Below are 21,259 nucleotides of genomic sequence, written 5' to 3'. Positions count from 1 at the left end.
CTACTTTTTTAACTCCAATTTCTCAGCAAAATAATCGCAAAAATCCTTCATAGTCGCCGTCATTTTTTCATCTTGTGTGGCTCTACTAAATGTATCGCTCATCCCAACTAAGGTTTGATGAAAAAATATTTTCATATCATCAACAGGCATGTCTTTTGTCCATAAATCAATTCGCAAGGTTTCTTTCTCTTTTCCGTCCCAAACCGAAAGCATCATGGCCTTAGCTTCTTCATTGGTAATGCCTCCATCCTCAGCCGTCCAATGTAATTTTTCTGGAACTCTGTTTTCATCAAGTCTTACTGTTAATTCTATTTTAGAGGTTATTTTTTTCGACATTATTTACGTGGTTTAAATTTTGAATTATTAAATATTTCTTCGGTGCTGGCATCAAACATGTTTACTAAGGACACGTTGTTTTGGACCATGTAAGCCCTTACTATTTGCCAGCCTATATATTGTCCTAATTTATCGGGAGATTCTGTATCTATTTCCTCTAAATAAAACTTGGAAAATGGCGCATCGATGATGAATCGGCCTAGTAATTTAGAATCAGTACTGTACAACAACTCTCTTTCAACAAGATACCGCCAAATATAACTTTCGTTAGCAATGGCCCAATCCAACTGCTCTTGTGTATAAGCTATACGTTCTGCCTCAGTTTTAAATGGAATCATGACATCTTTAAAGTAAAGCAATTTCCCATGATAAATCATTTCATCTAACAAGGTCTTATGTTGTTGATGGTAAATATATTTTTGCGCGTATTGATTAGCCATATCAACCACAATTTGCTCTTTATTCATATCGGCAGCAATGTATTGTTGAATACCTTGATAAAACTCATGATCGCTTCCTAAATAGGTATCTAAAGAAATAACAACAATGGTATCCGTAACAATCACTTTGTTTCTATAATCCACATCACTGGTTGTGGTAATAATTCTTGGCGTTTTAAATTCGGGGAAATAATATTTTATATGATTGAATAACGACTCTATCTCCTGTTTGGTGTTATCCATGCTTGGAAATGCTTTTTCAACCTCAAAAAACAATTGTTTTTGCAAGGTATCATTCATTTTATCAATCCAAAATGTGTCACTATACTTTGTTGAAAACATAAAAGGATAAGCTGTTTGTAATTTTTTTAAATCGCTTGCTGAAGATGCAGAAAACAATTTATCAAATCGTTCAATATTTACCTCAATCCCAATATTGGCTATCTCTTTTTCTAATTTATCATCTTTTTTGCATGATATTATAACTATTGCGATAACAAATAGATACAATAATCGGTTTAAATAAAACTTAAACGGCATAAATTTTTATTAATTAAGTGTTTGGTTTATTTTTGTTTACAAATGTACTATTCTTGAATTTAAATTCATTTAATATGCAAACAGAAAAAGTTGCAAATCATATTGTAAATTGGCTAAAGGATTATGCTACCAAAGCAGGGGTAAACGGATTCGTCATTGGAATTTCTGGAGGTATCGATTCTGCCGTTACCTCTACACTATGTGCAAAGACTGGATTAAAGGTATTATGTTTAGAAATGCCCATACACCAAGCAGAAAGTCATGTATCCAGAGCTCAGGAACATATTAAACAATTAAAGGACAGATTTAGTAATGTAAGTGATATCCATGCCAATTTAACACCTGTTTTTGAAGCCTTTAGAACTGAAATGCTTTTTGATGGCGATCAAGCTACTATAGATATGGCACTAGCAAATACTAGGGCGCGTTTACGAATGACCACTCTTTACTATTATGCTGGACTTTACAGGTTACTAGTAGCGGGAACCGGCAATAAAGTTGAGGATTTCGGCGTAGGTTTTTATACAAAATATGGAGATGGTGGCGTCGATTTAAGTCCGATTGCAGACTTGTTAAAATCTCAAGTTTATGAGCTTGGAACGTATTTAGAAGTCCCCGATTCTATATTAAAAGCTACCCCCAGCGATGGCTTGTTTGGAGATGCCAGAAGTGATGAAGACCAAATAGGAGCTTCGTACCCAGAATTGGAATGGGCTATGGGCATGGATGAAAAAGGAAAAAAACCTGAAGACTTTTCAGGTAGGGAAAAAGAAGTCCTTAAAATTTACAAACGTTTTAACAACGCCAACAAACATAAAATGCTTCCCATACCTATTTGTAACATTCTTAAAGAAATGTTATAATTATTGTTGTATTTATAAAAAATTCTTACATTTGCTACTTAGGAAACTCTCTCCGTCATGATTCTCTCAACAAAAAATTCATGACAATCTAAAAAACCTAAAAAATTATGATAAAATTATTAATAGCAGATCCACACCCTATCGTGAGAAAAGGTCTTGAACATCTATTTTCTAGCTCTTCTAACATCAAAATTGTTGGCAGTGTTGATAATGGAAATGACCTTCTTGAATTTTTGAAAAAAGAACCCGTAGACATTGTTTTGTCTGAAATTGATTTACCCAAACTCAATGGGTTAACAGTTTTAAGATATTTAAAAACTGACTACCCAAACGTTAAAGCAGTTATGTTTAGCTCGCAACCAGAAGAAGTTTATGGTTTAAATGCCATAAAAGCTGGTGCCTTAGGCTACATTTCTAAAACTGTAAACATCATTACAATTAACGAAGCCCTTATGAAAGTTCATGAAGGTGGCGTTTATTTAAGTAATGAATTAACACAACAGTTAGCTTTTGGTAGTAGAGTTAATAAATCAGGTTCGTTTTTCAAAAAACTATCAACCAGAGAAACTGAAGTTTTAAAACTTTTAGCTATCGGAAAGAAAAACAAAGAAGTTTCGAAAGAACTTAACATTAATGAAAAAACAGTGAGTACCTACAAAGCACGCTTAATGAGAAAACTAAAAGTAACCAATATGGTTGATTTGGTTAATCAAGCGAAGCTAATGGACTCATAGTACTCTATTGAGTTTTCTAGATAAAAGCATTTTTAATCCAGAATAGTCTTTGACTTCCTCGAGAACACTTCTGTTAACTTCAGATTTATTTCTCAACGTTTCCTGTTGAAATTCCAAGACTTTCTGTTCTATTAAAAAGCATCTTAAACTCAATATGGTTTCACTAACTAATTGGGCAACGCTTTGGGTTTTATCTTTTGGGTAAATATTCATGCGTTGCCAATTATCTAAGCTATAACGCTCATCTTCCATTAGTATAGTCGTTATTTCATTACCCATATCGGCATCCACAATATTAACAAATGTTTTAAGTTCGAAATCGGGATTCTGATTTAAAGCATCAATGATGGTATAGTATAAGGTTTTAAATTGCGGGTTTGTAAATTCCATTTCATCTTCCTGTAAATCTAAAAACACTTTTTCAAAAACTTTTGCGGTTTGTTTCACGGGTTCTAAAACCAATTCACCTTTATCGTTCTCCTTTAAAACCAAATCTTCAAAATCTTCGGTTTTATTTCCATAAAGCAATAATACTTCTATAATTTTTCGTTCCAACACATATTGAACATCCACCTTTTTTACAGGTTGTTCGTTTTTTATAACATCAAACGCCTTTTGTTCAGCTTTATATTGTGTATTAGTTTCTTGAAAATCTTTCTTATTAATTTGTGCCAGCGTGCTAAATAAAACGGCTTCACTAATGTCCATAATCCTGGCACATTCTTGAATATAGATTTCTTTTTTAATACGATCTGGAATTTTAGAAATACTGTTTACAATATCCCGGACAGTTTCGGCTTTTTTTATAGGGTCGTTTTTGGAATCTTCAAATAATAGGGACGCTTTAAACTGAATAAAATCCTTGGCGTTTTCATCGAGATACAAAGACAATTCTTCGAGTGTATTTTTTTTAGCAAAACTATCGGGGTCTTCGCCCTCAGGGAACGTACAAACCTTCACGTTCATCCCCTGTTCTAAAATCAAATCAATCCCACGAATGGAGGCACGCATCCCTGCCGCATCCCCATCAAACAATACAGTGATGTTTTTAGTCAGCCTATTTACTAATCTAATCTGTTCTGCTGTTAATGCCGTACCTGAAGACGCTACCACATTTTTAATCCCTGTTTGGTGAAACTGTATGACATCGGTATATCCTTCAACCAAAAAACAATTGTCTTCCTTGGCGATACTTTGTTTGGCGTGAAAAATACCATACAGCACATTACTTTTATGGTACACTTCGCTTTCGGGAGAGTTTACATATTTAGCAGCCTTTTTGTCGTTTGTTAATATACGTCCGCCAAAGCCCAACACCCGACCACTCATGCTTTTTATAGGAAACATGACACGACCTTTAAACCTATCAAACCGTTTATCGTCCTTGACTATCGTGAGTCCAGTTTTCTCTAAGAAATCAATATTATAACCTTGTTTCAAGGCCTCATCTGTAAAAGCTTGCCAAGCATCCAGAGAGTACCCTAAATCAAATTTTTTAATGGTGTCTTCGGTAAAACCCCGCTCTTTAAAATAACTGAGACCAATAGACTTTCCTTGGTCGGTTTTATGCAGTACTTTTTGAAAATAACTATTAGCAAACTCATTTACCAAATACAAACTTTCGCGTTCGTTGGCATGTTCTTTTTGCTCGTTGCTCTGTTCGGTTTCTTCTATCTCGAGATTGTATTTTTTAGCAAGATATTTAATAGCTTCAGGGTAGGTGAAGTGCTCGTGCTCCATTAAAAATGCCACCACGTTGCCACCTTTTCCGCTACTAAAATCTTTCCAAATTTGCTTTACGGGAGATACCATAAAACTGGGGGAACGCTCATCACTAAACGGACTTAACCCTTTAAAGTTACTACCCGATTTTTTAAGCTGCACAAAATCACCAATAACCTCCTCTACCCGGGCGGTTTCAAATACTAAATCTATGGATGCTGGTGATATCAAAAAATGAATGATTTTTTAAGATTTGTAAATGTAATACAAACAAATTCATTATTGAAATTTAAAATTATTTTGGAAATTTTATTTATAGATAAATCCAATTAAACTCATTGAAGAGCAATAAAAAACAACTTAAATATTCTCTGTATATTAAGTAAAAAAGAATCTCTTTGCACATCATTTATTTAGTATAATATTATGAGTTATGTCATAAAAAAGCGAGAATTCTTTTCGTATGTTTGCAATAAAGTACACTCTTTTTTTCAATACCAACTATATTAAAAACTTTTAAAAACAACTATGAACATGAAACGCAAAACATTGTTACAAGCGATGGGTTTTGTAATTTTGGCAGTACTACTATTACAAGGTAGTTCTGCTTTCGCACAGAGACAAGCTGATTACGCTACCAAAATTGACGCCACACGAAGCATCGCTCCTTACTTCACTCCTGCAACAACTAAAAAAATGACCCCTGATTCGGACGGTTTTATCCAACGTTGGTTACTCTTAGAACCAATCAACAAACCAAACCGTAGCAATACTGTCTTTACAGATAGCTACTTAAGAAAAGCGTTTGATACTTTGTATTTTAAAAACCAGTTTACCGTTATACCTAAACATGGCGACAAAGTAAAAGTTGGGGACCAAGAGCTAAAATGGCATGCCTTGGAAAGCACAAATTTTAATGTGAAATTATTCCGTTTCGCCTTCGGGTTAGACAAACAGATTTATGGCGTTCTATTTTGGGCTGTAACCGTAGTTAACTCTCCGGAAGAAATGAAAGACGTTAGAATGGCTGTTGGATCAAATTCAGCATCTATGTGGTGGGTAAATGGCAAAGAAGCTGCGCTACTTTCTGGTGATAGACGCATGGTTATGGATGATGTTGTTTCAACCCGTTTAACCCTAAACAAAGGAAAAAACATCATTCGTGGGGCCGTCATTAATGGCCCTGGAATGAGTGACTTCTGTGTTCGCTTCCTTGATGAAAAAGGAGAACCAATAAAAGGCATTACAATTAGTTATGAATAGAATAAATTTCCATTCATTATCAATTATAAAAAATTATTTACTGATGAAATTAAGCATTAAAAAAATAAGCATAGTAGCCATGCTATTAGTATCGCTAACTGGTACATTAATGGCACAAATTGGAAAACCATTTATACACGATCCATCAACTATTATGGAAAGTGATGGAAAATATTACACATTTGGGACAGGCTCAGGTGGATTAATATCAGAAGATGGCTGGACATGGAATAGCGGTGGTGTAAGGCCTGGCGGCGGAGCCGCTCCTGATGCCATAAAAATTGGAGATCGTTACCTTATTGCCTATGGCTCTACTGGTGGCGGATTAGGTGGTGGCCATGATGGTAAAATAAATACCATGTGGAATAAAACACTGGATCCAAAATCTCCAGATTTTAAATATACAGACCCTATTGTGGTTGCAGAATCCAAGAACATGGAAGACAATGACGCCATCGATCCAGGACTTTTACTAGACCCAACCGATGGACGTTTATGGTTATCTTACGGAACCTATTTTGGGAACATTCGCCTAATAGAGCTCGATCCTAAAACAGGAGAACGTGTAAAAGGAAATGAAGCATTAGACATCGCTATTGATTGTGAAGCTACCGATTTGGAGTATCGTGATGGATGGTATTATCTTCTTGGCACACACGGCACTTGTTGTGACGGTTCAAACTCAACCTATAACATTGTTGTTGGTCGATCTAAAAAAATAACAGGCCCTTACCTTGATAATATGGGAAGAGACATGTTAAGAGGCGGAGGCAAGATGGTCATTTCCTCTGGTGGAGGACGCGTAAACGGTGCTGGACACTTCGGTCGTACGGTTCTTGAAGATGGTGTTGAAAAAGTATCTTTACATTATGAAGCAGATTTAGACCAAGGAGGACGAAGCGTATTAGCCATAAAACCACTATTATGGAAAAATGGATGGCCAGTTGCTGGTGAGAATATTAAAGATGGTACTTATGAAATCGAATCTGAAAGACGCGGATATGGCTTAGAATTAATTGTTGATTTTGTTAGAATGCCTCGTACAGCACGTGGATTTGGTGCTGCTGCTGCAAACGAGCCAATAGTGCCCGTTCCATCACAACAATTATCGGATGTGATTAACACCTGGCCAACTGGAAATATTAATGTTAGAATAGGAGATTATATAGGTCGTCCGCATCAGAAATGGACTATAACTGCGGTTCCTGAAGCAAGTGGATTTTTAGGCACTCCATCATACAAAATAGTCATTGCCGGAACAGAACGCGCATTGACAGCAACAGCAGATGCCGAATTAGTGACGGTTCCAACGTTTACCGGCGCACCAGAACAATTATGGCGCATTGATCAATTGACAGATGGCACTTATAGAATCATGCCTAAAGCCATTCCAAATTCAAACAAAAAGTTAGCGTTAATATCTGCAGGAGATAGCACGCCAACATTGGGTGAATTTGATATGAACAGTGATAATTCTAAATGGAATTTTAAAGCAGACTAACTAATAACTATTTTTATAAAAGCCGCTTGTTTAACTAAACAAGCGGCTTTTATATTGGAAAACTCTGATCTTTTGGTTTGTTTCACTTGCTATTAAAAAAGTATATACCTCATCTACTAAGGTGGTTTCAAATACTAAATCTATATTAGGTTTATTGATATAGGTTTTTTTCATATATTTTACATACTTAAGCCATAGCTCAAAATAGTCCTCAACAAGGACTATTAAAATAATACATTATGAATTTTAACATATAAAAAAAGTCAAATAAATGTATTATAAGCCCATTTATTATAATAGCGTAAAATTATTTTAATAATTAGGAAAATATATATAAAAAATATATTTTAGCCGAGCTATTAATCAAGTATGTTTACAGATAAAATTAGGAAAAATGTTTTCTGGATTTTAGATTCTCTCAAAGGAAATAAAATTAAAAAACATTACGAAGAAATTGCGTACTTAAATGGAAACAAAAACATTACTGATATTCAAGAAAGAAGATCTGTAATTATAAGTAATCTTTTAGGGTATGCTACAGAAACAACACCTTTTTATAAAAAATTTAAAGGTATAGATGAATTGGAAAAATTTCCTATTTTAAAAAAAACAATTATCCAAGAAAATTTCAACGCCTTCAAATCTGAATCTTACTTGAATAAGCCTTATAAAATAGTTTCTACAAGTGGTTCTACGGGTATTCCATTTATTCTTCATCAAAGCAGCAATAAAGAAATTCGCAACATGGTCGATGTATTGTTTTTTTGCAATAAAGCTAACTTTAGCTTAGGAGAAAGACTATATATGTTACAGGTTTGGGGCAACAATTATCAAATGGACAACAAAATAAAATCTTGGAAACAAAATTCAAAACAGATTAATGTTTCAAATTTTAACGATGATGAAATAAAAAAGTTTTTAAAAAGCCTACAAAAATATCCCTTTTCAAAAAATATCATTAGCACTGTTTCGGCCTTAGAAAATATTTGTGAATATATTGAGAGAATGAAATTAGGACCCTTTACAAAATTAAAAATAAACTCAATTATTGCTATTTCTGAATCCCTAAGCGATTACACAAAACTTTCCTTAAAAAAACATTTTAATGTTGATGCAGTCTCCAGATATTCAAACGAAGAATTAGGTATAATTGCACAACAATATCCCGGAAAAGAAAACTCTAATTTCAATATAAACTGGGCTAGCTATCATGTGGAAATTTTAAAAATGGATAGTGATGAATCTGCAGAACCAGGAGAATTAGGAAGAATTATTGTTACCGATTTATTTAACTATTGCATGCCAATAATTAGATATGATACTGGTGATATTTCATGTTTTGAATCCTCAGAAAAGGATGCTTTTCCAACATTAAAGAAAATTGAGGGAAGGAAAATGGACTTAATCTACAATACTAAAGGCGGGATATTTTCATCTTTTTTGGTTGACTATGTTTTTTTCGATTATTTTTCATGGATAAAACAATATCAATTCATTCAAGTTAATGAAAGTGAGTACCATATAAAACTAAACACACACAGTGGATATTTTAATTATGAAAAGGACTTAATAGATACTTTTAAAAAAAATCTTGGAGATGATGCAACTGTAAAGATTTTTTATGTCAATGAAATACCTCTTTTGTCATCAAGAAAGAGAAAGAAAATAATGAATTTATACCATAACAATTAATATAATATGATACATCCTCATACCGAAGTTAGATACATAAATAACACCATTGGATATGGTGTATTTGCAACCAAACTTATTCCGGCAGGCACCATTACTTGGGCATTGGATAAATTGGACAGAGAGTTCAGCAAAAAGGAATTTGAATCAATGGAACCTATATACCAAGAGATATTGGAAACTTATACCTATAGAAACAATCTAGGAAAGTTAATTCTTTGTTGGGATAATGGGCGTTATGTAAACCATAGTTTTAATTCTAACTGCTTAACTACAGCTTATGATTTTGAAATAGCTATAAGAGATATACAAGCTGGTGAAGAATTAACCGATGATTATGGTTATTTAAACATTTCCAAGCCGTTTGAAGGTATTGACGAAAGTACTGAAAGAAAAATTGTTTATCCAGATGATTTATTAAAATACCATAAAGAATGGGATGAAAAAATCAGCAATGTTTTTAATAAAATCACATCATTAGAACAACCTTTAAAACAAATAATCCCCACTAAAGTATGGGATAAAATCAATAAAGTTATAGAAGGAAAAGAAATGCTGGATTCAATCATTTGCAATTATTATGATGAGAATAAGGAAAACCAATTAGAAATCAATAGCTAAAAGTAAAAACTTATTAAATACAAATACACAAATTAGAAATCAATAAAAAGCCCGCATAAAGCGGGCTTTTCATTTTTATAAATCGTCAAAGTCTAATTAAAACTTGCGTTAGATAACATTAATTGAGAAGGTTCTTCTTCCGTAACGCCAGATGCTGAATATATAACATATAAACTAGCATTTGTTGTTTGTGATTTTATTGGCACATTAATCATCACATTACGCTCCCCTACTTTTGGTTTTGGCATAGACCCTCTACCTATTACAGGACCATCTGGCGTGTTCAATCGCACTTCAAAACTATATTGTGCTTTTGGTGGTTGTCTAAAAAAGCGAGCATTTAATGACACGGACTTAACGCCTGTTAAATCCATAGTTCCTAATTCAAACCAGCCTTTAGCTTGGTCTAAAATAGCCATAGCTCCCCCGTTAAAGTTTCTAACCCCAACACCTTCTTTTTTCATATCTTCTTTAAAAGCAACCGTGCTACTTGGCAATATAACCGATTTAGTACCTGTTAATGGAACAGCACCTGTTTCTCCTTCATCGGTATAAGTAGCTGTAATACGCATCAGTTGTTCAGGATTTTTTGGTTCTGCCTTCACTTTTCCTTTAGCTGGCAACGATTGATTTTTAGCACCATCATTAGCCAATGCCATAATATAAGATGCTATTTGGCTAGATTCATCCAATGTCATATTTGGATGTGCAGGCATCATGACTTCACCCCAAACACCAGAACTACCTGAAACAATTTTTTGTTGCAAATAAGATATGGCACGCTTTTCATTTTTATACTTCTCAGCAATGTCCACATATTTTGGTCCCACAGACGCTTCTGCTTCTTTATGACAAGCCTTGCAATCCATGGTTTGGGTTAATGCTTTTCCAGTTGCAGCAGCCGAAACTTCTTGATGTCCAAGATAATCTTCCTCATTATCTATTTGTTCTAGATAATCTACACTCACAAAAATATTATCATTTACTATTTTTTCGTTACCATCGGCATCTGTTACAGTGACATTGTATTCAATCTGGCTTCCTGGTAAGAAGAACGAACTGTTACCTCCAATAATATCTATCTTGACTTCTGGCCTGGAATTTCCTGCTACAACCAATACAGATTGACTTGAAGCAGTTTCTCCTTTATCGTCCTTCACTTCAACAGTAATTTTATAATCTCCAGCTTTAGCGTAGGTAAATTTTAATTCTGGTTCTTTGGTTTCTTTAATTTCTCCATTTCCTAAGCTCCATACATAGGTCATTGGGTCTTTTTCTCTATCTCTGGCATCTACTTTGGCAGTCACCGTTAAAGGTAATTTACCATTATTCACATCTAATGAAATCCCATCAATCACTGGTGGTCTGTTGCCTTCTTTATACTGAATGTAGCTTAATCCAGAATCTGCATTTTGGGTAAACCAACCATTTCCATATTCCAATAAATAAACACGGCCATCAGGACCAACTTCCATATCTATTAAAGCATTTAATTTAATATCGGAGGCAAACGGTTCCATTTTACTAAAACTACCATCTTCATTTAAATGTACGGCAAACATCCAACCACGAACCCAATCATATACGATAGGCTTGCCATCATAATAGCTTGGCAATTTTTCGGTGCCTTCATACATATCTGAATAATACGTAGGCCCCGCCATGGCATTTCTTCCCCCCGACGTTGTCTGTGGGAAATCGGCGGAATTTCCATAATCATAAAAAATAAATGCAGGATTTGCACTTGGAAGCTCTGTTAAACCTGTATTATTTTTAGAATTATTTATTGGTTTTTCTGGATTGAAAGGTGCTCCCGATTTTCCAGTTGCATAATCATAAGCCACATAAGGTTTATTATCTGCAATAAACAATGGCCATCCATAATTACCTGCTTTTTGAGCTTGGTTAACCTCATCATAACCTCTTGGTCCACGTGTTTGCAAACTATCAGCTCTTGAATCTGGACCTACATCGCCCCAATACAAATAATTTCGTTTCATATCTATGGAAATACGGTACGGATTACGGTGACCCATGGTATAAATTTCAGGTCTTGTTTTTGGAGTTCCTTTTGGGAATAAATTACCCTCTGGAATATTATAACTTCCGTCTTCGTTAACCTTAATTCTTAATATTTTTCCACGTAAATCATTAGTATTACCTGAAGATCTTCTGGCATCATATTGCTCACGACCTGGAATATCATTTAAAGGTGCATAACCACTGTTTACATATTTAGCATCCCGTTCATTGAATGGTGTTGAATTATCTCCAGTTGAAACATATAACAAGCCATCTGGACCAAAAGCAATCGAACCACCTGTATGACAACAAATATCACGTTGACTGGCAACATCTAAAATAACTTGTTCAGAAGTAAGATCGAATACATCATTCTTAAACTTAAAACGCGACAATCTGTTAACGCTTTCCGTTCCCGTTGGAGAATAATACACATATACCCAATTATTTTTTGCGAAATCTGGATCTTTTTGCAATCCTAAGACACCTTCTTCGGCATTTACGCCTGGCGCGGTTGAACTAAAATACACATCTAATTTAGCGACTTCTTTTACTTCTTTAGTATCCGCTTTATATAGCATGATTTCACCTCTTCTTTGTGAAATAAGTACGTCGTTATTAGGAAGCACGGTCATTTCTGTAGGCTCATAAAACTTACCTTCAGTCAGCATCACTTTTGAAAAACGATCTGCCGCTGGCGGAATTTGGGACGTTGCTTTTTTATAATTTAGATTTTCATTGTCGCCAATGGCATATTTAATGCCGCCTAATATATGTTTTAAGAATAAATCTTCTGAAAAACTTTCTTCTGTATGGCCGCCTCCTGTATAAAATGCTCTACCCCCATCAAAATCGTGATACCAAGCGATGGGATGAAAATCACCATTCATACCACCTTCATAAGTGGATTCATCTAATGTTATCAATACGTTGACGTCTGGATTGATTTTTTTGTAATTATACAATTCGTCGGTACGATGCCAAACGGTATCGGTAAAAAATTCAGTCGCTAAAAAATTTTTATCTTTAATAATGAAATCGGCTTCAGGAGTACCTCTCGGGTGACTTAAAAAATAAGCGCCAACTAATTTATTGTACCAACCCCAATCATATTCGGTATCTGTTGCTGCATGTATGCCAACAAAACCGCCACCTGCTTGAATGTATCGCTCGAAAGCGGCTTCTTGATAATGGTCTAAAACATTACCTGTAGTACTTAGAAAAATAATAGTTGAATATTGTTTCAGGTTGTCTTCATTAAATAGCTCAGCATTCGTTGTTGTATCTACTACAAAACCATTTTCGCTGCCCAATTTTTGAATGGCCGCTATGCCTGCTGGAATAGAGGCATGAACGAATCCGGCCGTTTTAGAGAACACTAATACTTTTGGAGCACCTTCTCGCTTATTGCTGCAAGAACTTAAAATTATGGTAGCTACAAGAATTAATAGAGGTAATAATTTCTTCATTAGTTTAATTTGTTTGATGGTGTTTTTATTTAGTTATCTGTTGGTTTTTCAGAAATCGGTTTAAAAATACATTATCTCATATTTACATCCATACATTTATTACATATTTAACAGTTTTTGTGATACAAGCTATCAAATAGCTAATAATTTAATTCATGGCTAAGTAGCTTTTAAACCAGAATAATACTGATTGTATTAAAATAAAAAGTCAGTGAAGTATAAAAAAAATGAATACTTTATTATGTGTTTAATGTGTGAAAACGAAAAAAGCTACATTCTCTCTGGAACTTGAATTCCTAAAACATGAAAAGCGTTTTTTATGGTTGATGCTACTTGTTTAGAGAGTTGTACTCTAAATATTTTTTCGTTTAAATGATCTGCTCCTAAAATAGAAACATTTTGGTAGAAGGAATTGAATTCCTTAACCAATTCATACGTATAATTGGCAACTAACGCCGGACTGTGTTGGGATGCGGCATTTTGAATGACTTCTGGAAACAACTCCAATTGTTTTAGCAATTCTTTTTCCTTTTCGTGTAATGGTAAATCTATATTTGCTGATAAATCAAGATCTGCTTTTCTTAAAATAGCTTGAATTCTGGCATAGGTATATTGTATGAAAGGACCTGTATTCCCTTGAAAATCGATGGATTCTTTAGGGTCGAATAGAATGCGCTTTTTTGGGTCTACCTTTAGTATATAATATTTTAACGCCCCTAATCCTATGATGCTGTATAATTCTTGTTTTTCGACTTCGGAATAGCCATCTAATTTTCCTAATTCTTCTGAAATTTCTTTGGCCGTGCTTGCCATCTCAGTAATTAAATCATCAGCATCCACTACGGTTCCTTCCCTGCTTTTCATTTTTCCGCTAGGTAAATCAACCATGCCATAACTCAAATGATACAAGTTTTTTGCCCATTCAAATCCTAATTTTTTCAAAATTAAGAACAACACTTGAAAATGATAATCTTGCTCATTGCCAACGGTGTAAACCATCCCACCAACATCTGGAAAATCTTTAATACGCTGTATGGCGGTTCCAATATCTTGAGTCATATACACAGCGGTTCCATCCGAACGTTGCACTATTTTTTTATCCAGTCCGTCTTCGGTCAAATCGCACCATACCGAGCCATCTTCTTCTTGAATAAATACGCCAGATTTTAATCCCTCAACCACAAATTCCTTCCCTAATAAATAGGTATCACTTTCATAATATAAGGTATCAAAATCGACACCTAAATTTTTATAAGTTTCGGCAAAACCCTCATAAACCCAGCCGTTCATTTTTTTCCAAAGCTCCACAACTTCTTTGTCGCCAGCTTCCCATTTTTGAAGCATTTGTTGGGCATCTAGTAAAATTGGCGCATTTTTTTTTGCTTCTTCCTCAGATTTTCCTTTTTCAATTAAAGAGTTGATTTCCTTTTTATATTCTTGGTCAAATTTCACATAATAATTCCCGACCAATTTATCTCCTTTTAATCCGGTACTTTCGGGTGTTTCTCCATTTCCAAAAAGTTTCCACGCCAACATACTTTTACAAATATGGATGCCTCTATCATTTATAATTTGAGTCTTATAAACTTTCTTTCCAGATGCTTTTAAAATTTCTGCAACACTATAGCCTAAAAGATTGTTTCTCACATGTCCCAAATGCAACGGTTTATTGGTGTTTGGTGAAGAATACTCCACCATGATGGCTTTGTCTTTAGGGTTTGGTGTTACAAAACCGTAGCTCTCATCATGCTTAATGGTGTTGAAAAAATTAATATAGTAAGCATCGGAGATTTCAACATTTAAAAATCCTTTAACCACATTAAAAGCCTTAACATCTTCAACATTTTCAACCAAATAATTTCCAATTGTTTCACCAATTTGACCTGGATTTCCTTTTATAAAACGTAGCATTGGGAAAATAACAATGGTGATATCTCCAGCAAATTCTTTTCTGGTGGCTTGAAATTCAACGGTTTCCAATACAACATTAAAGTATGCTAAAACGGCTTGTTTTACTTGGTTTGATAAAGTCTCTTGAAGGCTCATTAATGGTATTTTTTTTGGTGAACAAAGATAAAACTTTTATTAAAGCTTAATTGTAAAAATGCATAGACTTATAATACCGTGAAAAAATAACAACTATTAAGAACTAATTCCAAAACAAAACTGTTAATCAGTTCTAAAAAGCTTGGATTGAAATCTTTAAACTTATAACGATATTTCGACGACAAATGGTTGTTTTTCTATGTTTCTTGCCGTTCATCTATTCATCGGTTTTTCGCAAAAAAGGGGAACAACTCTTTATCTAATTTTTTGGTATTAAAACGCCAAAATTAGATTTTAACTTAGCTTTTTCTAACTTTTGCTGTGTAAAGCTATTACTCAAAATAAAATTGGATTTTTTTACGTCAACAAACAAACTAAAATTCAATAAAAAGGCATGCTAGTTTCCCTCAACTAGATGTTCTTAATAATGGGTTTCGAGCGCATTATAAATAATTGTATGAGGAAAATAATTACTTTAATTATTTTTATATGTTTCTTAAAATCTGGTTTTTCACAAAACTCGGACATAGATGCTCTATCTATACAATTAGCGTTTCAAAATGCCGATACTTTAAAAGTAAACACATCCATTAAACTTATTGAAAAACTTTACGAAATCAATGACTTCGAAAGAGCATTAAAGTACATTATAGAAAGCGAAAAACTTTCATATAAATTAGATTACAAAAAAGGCATTGCAGAAATCACCTATTACAAAGCATTAATTTATGCACAAAAAAATGATTACATAAATGCTATGAATGAATATGCAAAGTCTAAAGACATATTCAATGAATTAAAAAATCTATTGGGAGTTGCTAAAGTTAATAACAGCATTGGTCTTATCGAAATAAAAAGAGGAAATTATGCCAAGGGTTTACAATACTCGCTTTCCGCCATTAAAGAACTTGAAAAAAGAGGTCTTGAAAAAGAATTACGCTCAGCATACAGTAATCTAGCTAAGGCTTACTACAATATTAAAGATTATGATAAATCGATTGAATTCTATTTAAAAGCATTACAGTCGCAAGAAAAACTAAATGACAAAAAGGGGATTGACATATCAAACAGCCGATTAGCCGAACTTTATTCCATGAAGAAAGAACATAGAAAATCGATTGATTACTATGAAAAAGTTTTGGCCAACAATCCAACTAATAACGATTCCATACAAAGTGTTATTTACCCCAAACTAGGTGGCGAATATTTACAATTTAATGACTACGACAATGCCACTAAGTACCTTGAACAAGGTTTAAATGTTAATAGGCGCATGAATAACAAGGATGGCTTATTAACGGCTTTAATAAATTTAGGAAACTTAAACTTGCAGCAAAATAAACTAGCAATAGCTGAAATACAACTCATGGAAGCTGGAGATATTGCTGAAGACATTAATAATAAAATGGAGCTATTAAGGCATTACAAATTAATGAAAACCTTAGATTCCATTAGAAACAGATTCGACAAAGCATTTGTTTGGCAACGAAAGTATTATGACTTAAAAAGTAGCCTAACCAAAAATAATGTTTCCGTTGATGATGGATCTGTTGAACGCTCAGAATTAGATTTAAGCTTAAATTTTGACAAAAACCCTCCTGAACAAAATACTATTACAGGTAACGAAGGAAAAACAAAAAAGGATTTTGATAGACTTCAATTAATTTTTTATGCTTTGCTTGCTGCTTTAGCCATTGTTTCTACGTTTTTAATATTAATTTATTTAAAACGCAATAGTAGTTTAAAATACGCCCAAGAATTAGAAGAAAAAAACATTAAGATAGAATTACAAAACGAAGCTTTTCAAGAACAAACCAAACATTTGGAGAACGTTAATAATGTTAAAGATAAATTGTTTTCTATCATTTCGCACGATTTAAAAGATTCGTTATCTTCCATTAATAGTTTTATTGATTTATTGAAGGATGGTTCTTTAACCAGAGCTGAGTTCGATAATTTAATACCAGAATTAAGTGAAAATGCCAATAATGCGTCTTTATTATTATTCAATTTATTGAACTGGTCTAAATCCCAAATGCAATCGCTTAAACCAAACCCTAGTTTATTTGATGTTCAAGAAGTTTTTGAAGATAAAGTAAGACTTGTTGAACAGCGTTTAGAAAGCAAAGGGATTGAATTGGTAGACCACTCTTTAAGGGACTTTGCTTATGCCGACAGAAGCATGATAGAGATTGTGATTCAAAATTTACTTGCCAACGCATTAAAATTTTCTAAAAAAGGAGACAAAATCACCATTTCAAACCACATAAGCAATGGTCACTGTATTATTAGTGTTGCCGATACGGGCATTGGAATTTCCAGACAAAATATTGAAAAACTTTTTAAAAGTAATTCGTTTACCACCGTTGGAACCAATAATGAAAAAGGAACTGGTTTAGGATTATCTATCTGTAAAGAATTGGTAGAACTAAATGGCGGTAAAATTTGGGTTGAAAGTACCGTGAATGTTGGTAGCACTTTTTATGTACAATTACCAAAATCAAAACCCGCAGCTTAGTATATTATTCTCTAGGCAAAAACACTTCAGCCATCATACATCGTGCGCTTCCTCCACCACATGCTTCAATGGTATCCAAAGAACTTGATAAAATACTTGCATGCTTTTCAAAAGTTTGTATTTGATTTTTTGTTAATGAATTATAGGCGGCCTGACTCATAACTAAATAGGGTTTATTGTTAGCACCTTTTACTTGAAGCATATTTCCTGCAAAATTAGTTACTTGGTTTTCTGAAATTACTATTATTTCTTTGCCATCTTGCTTTAAGTGGCTCATAACATTTTTACGCTCAGATTTATCATCAATACAATCTAAACAAACAACTGCAAAAGTCTCTCCAATACACATCATAACATTGGTATGATAAATTGGTTTTCGCTGTCCGTTAATTGTTTGGTTTGCATTAAAAATTACTGGAGTATATTCAAAATCCTCACAAAATTCAATAAATAAATCTTCATCAGCTCGTGGCGACAACGCACAATACGCTTTCTGGTTTACCCTATCTAAAACGATACTTCCTGTGCCTTCTAAAAATACTTGTTCTTCTTCTGCACTGGTATAATCTACAAGGTTATTAATTACAAAACCACCATCCTCCAATAGATCTAAAATATCCTCTCTGCGCTCTAACCGTCTGTTCTCTGCAAACATAGGATACAAAGCAACCGTTCCATTTTCATGAAAAGATATCCAATTATTAGGAAAAACTGCATCTGGGGTATCGGTATCTAAAGTATCGGCAACCACTATAACATGAACCCCAATACTCTTAAGTTTAACAACATAATCATCAAACTCTTTCTGTGCTTTAGCATTAATTGTTTCTGGCAATATCGTATCCAATACTTTCTGATAGTAGTTATTTACCGCCGTTTGCTCGTTCATCCTAAAATTTACTGGACGAATCATTAAAATAGTGTCTGTGATTTGTTGCATACTAAAAATATAATCCTGTAAAAATAAAACTATTGCGTTAATAAAACACACGTTCATAAATTTTGATTTTAAAGAAAAAAAAAGATACCTTCGTTTTCTACAGAACTAAAACCGCTAACTAAACATGTGCTTTTCTTTTAAAAAATATTTGTTTCTTTTTTTTTGTCTATCAATTGTTTTACAATTTTCTAGTTGTTCAAAATCTAAGGAGAGTTACAACTTTAAAGCTGTAGCATTTACTGTGCCCACTCGTACTCCAGGTGAAGCAGATGTAAAAACAAAAGAGATGATTAAACATGTGCAGCATGCCGTTTCGCAAATAGATGTTGAGAATGTTCAATATATTTTGAATAGCAAGAAAGTAGCCATTTTAGAGAATCGCCTTCAAAATTTAAGTGGAAATAAAAGAGTAAACGTATTATTCCCTTATGGAATGGAACTACTTAATGCCGGAAAAACTGAAGAATCAATCGCCACTTTAAAAGAAGTATTAACTGCTATTGAAACAGCCAATACAACTTCAAAAGCTGATAAAATTTTCATTATCAAAAAACAGTTGGCAATTGCGTACATGAGAAAAGCAGAACAAGATAATTGCCTTACTAATCATAACAATGAATCCTGTATCATTCCTATAAGTAAAAAGGCGCAACACATCTTGAAAGAAGGCGCTGAACAAGCTATTGCTTTACTTAATGAATTACTTGATCTAAACCCTAATGATCTTGAATGTCAATATTTACTTAATATTGCCCACATGACCATAGGCCAATACCCAGCAAAAGTTCCTGATAAATTTAGAATACCTGAAACTTATTTTTCAAATTCCCCTGATTTTCCTCACTTTTCGGATATAGCGACAACATTGGGAGTAGACGTTACCCAAAAAGCAGGAGGAACTTGTATAGACGATTTTAATGGGGATGGTTATCTGGACATTGTTGCATCTTCATGGGGTTTTGATGATCAAATTAAATACTTTGAAAATAATAAAATGGGTGGTTTTACAGACAAAACCTTAGATGCAGGATTAAAGGGCGTCACTGGAGGACTAAATTTAAGACATGCCGATTACAACAATGATGGTCATTTAGATTTTATTATACTGCGCGGTGCTTGGCTATCTAATAATGGCGGTATACCAAACTCATTAATGCGAAATAACGGAGATGGCACTTTTACCGATGTAACTATGGAGGCAGGAGTATATTCCCTAAATCCTACGCAAACTGCCGTTTGGACAGATATTAATTTAGATGGATGGGTCGATTTGTTTATCGCCAACGAATGGTCACCAAATAAACAAAGCCCATGCGAATTGTATTTAAATCAGGCTGATGGCACATTTAAAAATATCAGTAATGAAGCTGGAATTTCTGCTACTGGTTTTTTCAAAGGCGTTGCATCTGGGGATTTAAATAACGACATGTATCCAGACCTTTATCTATCCAACTATTCCGGAACCAACACTTTATACATTAATACAACTGAAGAAACCGGAAAACCTTCCTTCAAAATTGCTACTGAAGAAGCTGGCGTTTCAAATCCTATACATAGCTTTCCAACATGGATTTTCGATTATAATAATGATGGTTTTGAAGACATATTTGTTTCTGGTTATTCTTCAGCAACGATACTCCCTTCTGAAATGATGATTAGAAATATTAAAACCAATTCTCCCGATTATAGACCGCTTTTATATAAAAATAATGGAAACGGAACTTTCACCGAAGTATCGTTACAAGTTAATTTAAATCAGCCTATTGCTACTATGGGCTGTAATTTTGGGGATTTGGATAATGATGGCTTTTTAGATTTTTATTTGGCAACGGGCGACCCTAGTTATTTCTCAATAATACCAAATAGAATGTACCACAATGTTAATGGCGAAACGTTTGAAGATGTTACTTACAGTGCAGGTTTTGGACACATACAAAAAGGTCACGCGGTAGGTTTTGGTGATCTAGATTTGGATGGAGACCAAGATATTTATGCCGTTATGGGAGGCGCTTTTGAAGGTGACGTATTTGGAAATTTACTTTTTGAAAACCCTATAGGCAATAAAAACAATTGGATTAATATTGTCTTAGAAGGAAAACGAAGCAATCGATTAGTTATGGGAGCAAAAATCATTATAACTATTGAAGAAAATGGCAAAAAAAGAAATATCTATCATTCTGTAGGTACCGACGCTAGTTTTGGTGGCAACAGTATCATGGCAGAAATAGGTTTAGGAAAAGCTACAATCATTAAAAAAATGGAAATCAAATGGCCCCACTTTTCTAAGGAAACAACAATTTATGAAAACATAAAATCAAATCAAACCATCAAAATTATTGAAGGAGAAAATAATGTTCAAATACTAAACTTACCAAAAGCTCCTTTTAAAAGCAATAGTGACATGCAGCATCACAACCATTGATTTCATACAAATCTAATTAACCCTAAAAATGGCCAGTGGCATGTTGTTGTTGGCAATGAAAATATGGAGCCTGTCCCCGATCTTCACCACTTCCATGCGCTTGGCGTTAAAATCGTTATAAAAACTGACG

At 33.9% G+C, this 21,259-nt stretch carries 14 protein-coding genes; 8 read left to right on the top strand and 6 right to left on the bottom strand.

Going from position 1 to position 21,259, the window contains the following annotated elements; translation table 11 throughout:
* Positions 1–336: a gliding motility protein GldC gene (gldC, locus tag CDH50_RS09090; protein ID WP_100611785.1), complete on the bottom strand. Its 336-nt coding sequence runs from the start codon at positions 334–336 to the stop codon at positions 1–3.
* Positions 336–1,316 carry a gliding motility lipoprotein GldB gene (gldB, locus tag CDH50_RS09085; RefSeq protein ID WP_100611783.1) on the bottom strand — a complete coding sequence of 327 codons (981 nt, stop codon included), beginning with the start codon at positions 1,314–1,316 and terminating at the stop codon, positions 336–338. The genes gldC and gldB overlap by 1 nt, the downstream gene beginning before the upstream one ends.
* A 74-nt stretch (positions 1,317–1,390) precedes the next feature.
* Between gldB and nadE the strand changes: the two genes are divergently transcribed.
* Positions 1,391–2,179 carry an NAD(+) synthase gene (gene nadE, locus CDH50_RS09080; RefSeq protein ID WP_100612173.1) on the top strand — a complete coding sequence of 263 codons (789 nt, stop codon included), beginning with the start codon at positions 1,391–1,393 and terminating at the stop codon, positions 2,177–2,179.
* A 107-nt stretch (positions 2,180–2,286) separates the two neighbouring features.
* Positions 2,287–2,913, top strand: a complete 627-nt coding sequence (locus CDH50_RS09075) for a response regulator (RefSeq protein ID WP_100611781.1) — start codon at positions 2,287–2,289, stop codon at positions 2,911–2,913.
* On the opposite strand, the gene dnaG is transcribed toward CDH50_RS09075, so the two are convergent.
* Positions 2,908–4,866, bottom strand: a complete 1,959-nt coding sequence (dnaG, locus tag CDH50_RS09070) for a DNA primase (protein ID WP_100611779.1) — start codon at positions 4,864–4,866, stop codon at positions 2,908–2,910. The two genes, CDH50_RS09075 and dnaG, sit on opposite strands and share 6 nt — an antisense overlap.
* A 303-nt stretch (positions 4,867–5,169) precedes the next feature.
* Between dnaG and CDH50_RS09065 the strand changes: the two genes are divergently transcribed.
* The 4 genes from CDH50_RS09065 to CDH50_RS09050 all read left to right on the top strand — a co-directional run bounded on the left by CDH50_RS09065 (position 5,170) and on the right by CDH50_RS09050 (position 9,712).
* Positions 5,170–5,898 carry a hypothetical protein gene (locus CDH50_RS09065; RefSeq protein ID WP_198513471.1) on the top strand — a complete coding sequence of 243 codons (729 nt, stop codon included), beginning with the start codon at positions 5,170–5,172 and terminating at the stop codon, positions 5,896–5,898.
* 43 nt (positions 5,899–5,941) lie between these two features.
* Positions 5,942–7,399: a family 43 glycosylhydrolase gene (locus CDH50_RS09060; protein WP_100611775.1), complete on the top strand. Its 1,458-nt coding sequence runs from the start codon at positions 5,942–5,944 to the stop codon at positions 7,397–7,399.
* A 369-nt stretch (positions 7,400–7,768) separates the two neighbouring features.
* The gene (locus CDH50_RS09055) at positions 7,769–9,091 is read left to right on the top strand and encodes a phenylacetate--CoA ligase family protein (protein WP_100611774.1); all 1,323 of its coding nucleotides are present in this window, start codon (positions 7,769–7,771) and stop codon (positions 9,089–9,091) included.
* A 6-nt stretch (positions 9,092–9,097) separates the two neighbouring features.
* The gene (locus CDH50_RS09050) at positions 9,098–9,712 is read left to right on the top strand and encodes an SET domain-containing protein (RefSeq protein WP_100611772.1); all 615 of its coding nucleotides are present in this window, start codon (positions 9,098–9,100) and stop codon (positions 9,710–9,712) included.
* Positions 9,713–9,804: 92 nt separating this feature from the next.
* Here the strand turns inward: CDH50_RS09050 and CDH50_RS09045 are convergent, their stop codons facing one another.
* A complete protein-coding gene (locus CDH50_RS09045) occupies positions 9,805–13,203 on the bottom strand; it encodes a ThuA domain-containing protein (protein ID WP_100611770.1) in 3,399 nt (1,132 codons plus the stop codon).
* Positions 13,204–13,473: 270 nt separating this feature from the next.
* Positions 13,474–15,249, bottom strand: a complete 1,776-nt coding sequence (gene argS, locus CDH50_RS09040; protein WP_100611768.1) for an arginine--tRNA ligase — start codon at positions 15,247–15,249, stop codon at positions 13,474–13,476.
* Positions 15,250–15,706: 457 nt separating this feature from the next.
* On the opposite strand from argS, the gene CDH50_RS09035 reads away from it, so the two are divergent.
* Entirely contained in the window at positions 15,707–17,767 is a 2,061-nt protein-coding gene (locus tag CDH50_RS09035) for a tetratricopeptide repeat-containing sensor histidine kinase (RefSeq protein WP_100611766.1), read from the top strand.
* 4 nt (positions 17,768–17,771) lie between these two features.
* Here CDH50_RS09035 and ctlX read toward each other — a convergent pair whose 3' ends face one another.
* Positions 17,772–18,707: a citrulline utilization hydrolase CtlX gene (gene ctlX / locus CDH50_RS09030; protein ID WP_100611764.1), complete on the bottom strand. Its 936-nt coding sequence runs from the start codon at positions 18,705–18,707 to the stop codon at positions 17,772–17,774.
* A 286-nt stretch (positions 18,708–18,993) separates the two neighbouring features.
* Here ctlX and CDH50_RS09025 point away from each other — a divergent pair, with 286 nt between their 5' ends.
* Positions 18,994–21,129, top strand: coding sequence for a CRTAC1 family protein (locus CDH50_RS09025; protein WP_232731989.1), 2,136 nt, complete (start codon positions 18,994–18,996; stop codon positions 21,127–21,129).
* Positions 21,130–21,259 lie beyond the last annotated feature (130 nt).

Origin of the sequence: Confluentibacter lentus (assembly GCF_002806995.1) — a bacterium.
GTDB classification, from domain to species: Bacteria; Bacteroidota; Bacteroidia; order Flavobacteriales; family Flavobacteriaceae; genus Confluentibacter; species Confluentibacter lentus.
The sequence above is the reverse complement of the archived record's forward strand: the minus strand, read 5'-3'. Positions and strand labels throughout refer to the sequence as shown.

Excerpts from the sequence above, each read along its gene's own strand:
- gldC (WP_100611785.1), bottom strand. The coding sequence starts at position 336 with ATGTCGAAAAAAATAACCTCTAAAATAGAATTAACAGTAAGACTTGAT.
- gldB (WP_100611783.1), bottom strand. The coding sequence starts at position 1,316 with ATGCCGTTTAAGTTTTATTTAAACCGATTATTGTATCTATTTGTTATC.
- nadE (WP_100612173.1), top strand. The coding sequence starts at position 1,391 with ATGCAAACAGAAAAAGTTGCAAATCATATTGTAAATTGGCTAAAGGAT.
- CDH50_RS09075 (WP_100611781.1), top strand. The coding sequence starts at position 2,287 with ATGATAAAATTATTAATAGCAGATCCACACCCTATCGTGAGAAAAGGT.
- CDH50_RS09065 (WP_198513471.1), top strand. The coding sequence starts at position 5,170 with ATGAAACGCAAAACATTGTTACAAGCGATGGGTTTTGTAATTTTGGCA.
- CDH50_RS09060 (WP_100611775.1), top strand. The coding sequence starts at position 5,942 with ATGAAATTAAGCATTAAAAAAATAAGCATAGTAGCCATGCTATTAGTA.
- CDH50_RS09055 (WP_100611774.1), top strand. The coding sequence starts at position 7,769 with ATGTTTACAGATAAAATTAGGAAAAATGTTTTCTGGATTTTAGATTCT.
- CDH50_RS09050 (WP_100611772.1), top strand. The coding sequence starts at position 9,098 with ATGATACATCCTCATACCGAAGTTAGATACATAAATAACACCATTGGA.
- CDH50_RS09045 (WP_100611770.1), bottom strand. The coding sequence starts at position 13,203 with ATGAAGAAATTATTACCTCTATTAATTCTTGTAGCTACCATAATTTTA.
- argS (WP_100611768.1), bottom strand. The coding sequence starts at position 15,249 with ATGAGCCTTCAAGAGACTTTATCAAACCAAGTAAAACAAGCCGTTTTA.
- CDH50_RS09035 (WP_100611766.1), top strand. The coding sequence starts at position 15,707 with ATGAGGAAAATAATTACTTTAATTATTTTTATATGTTTCTTAAAATCT.
- ctlX (WP_100611764.1), bottom strand. The coding sequence starts at position 18,707 with ATGCAACAAATCACAGACACTATTTTAATGATTCGTCCAGTAAATTTT.
- CDH50_RS09025 (WP_232731989.1), top strand. The coding sequence starts at position 18,994 with ATGATTAAACATGTGCAGCATGCCGTTTCGCAAATAGATGTTGAGAAT.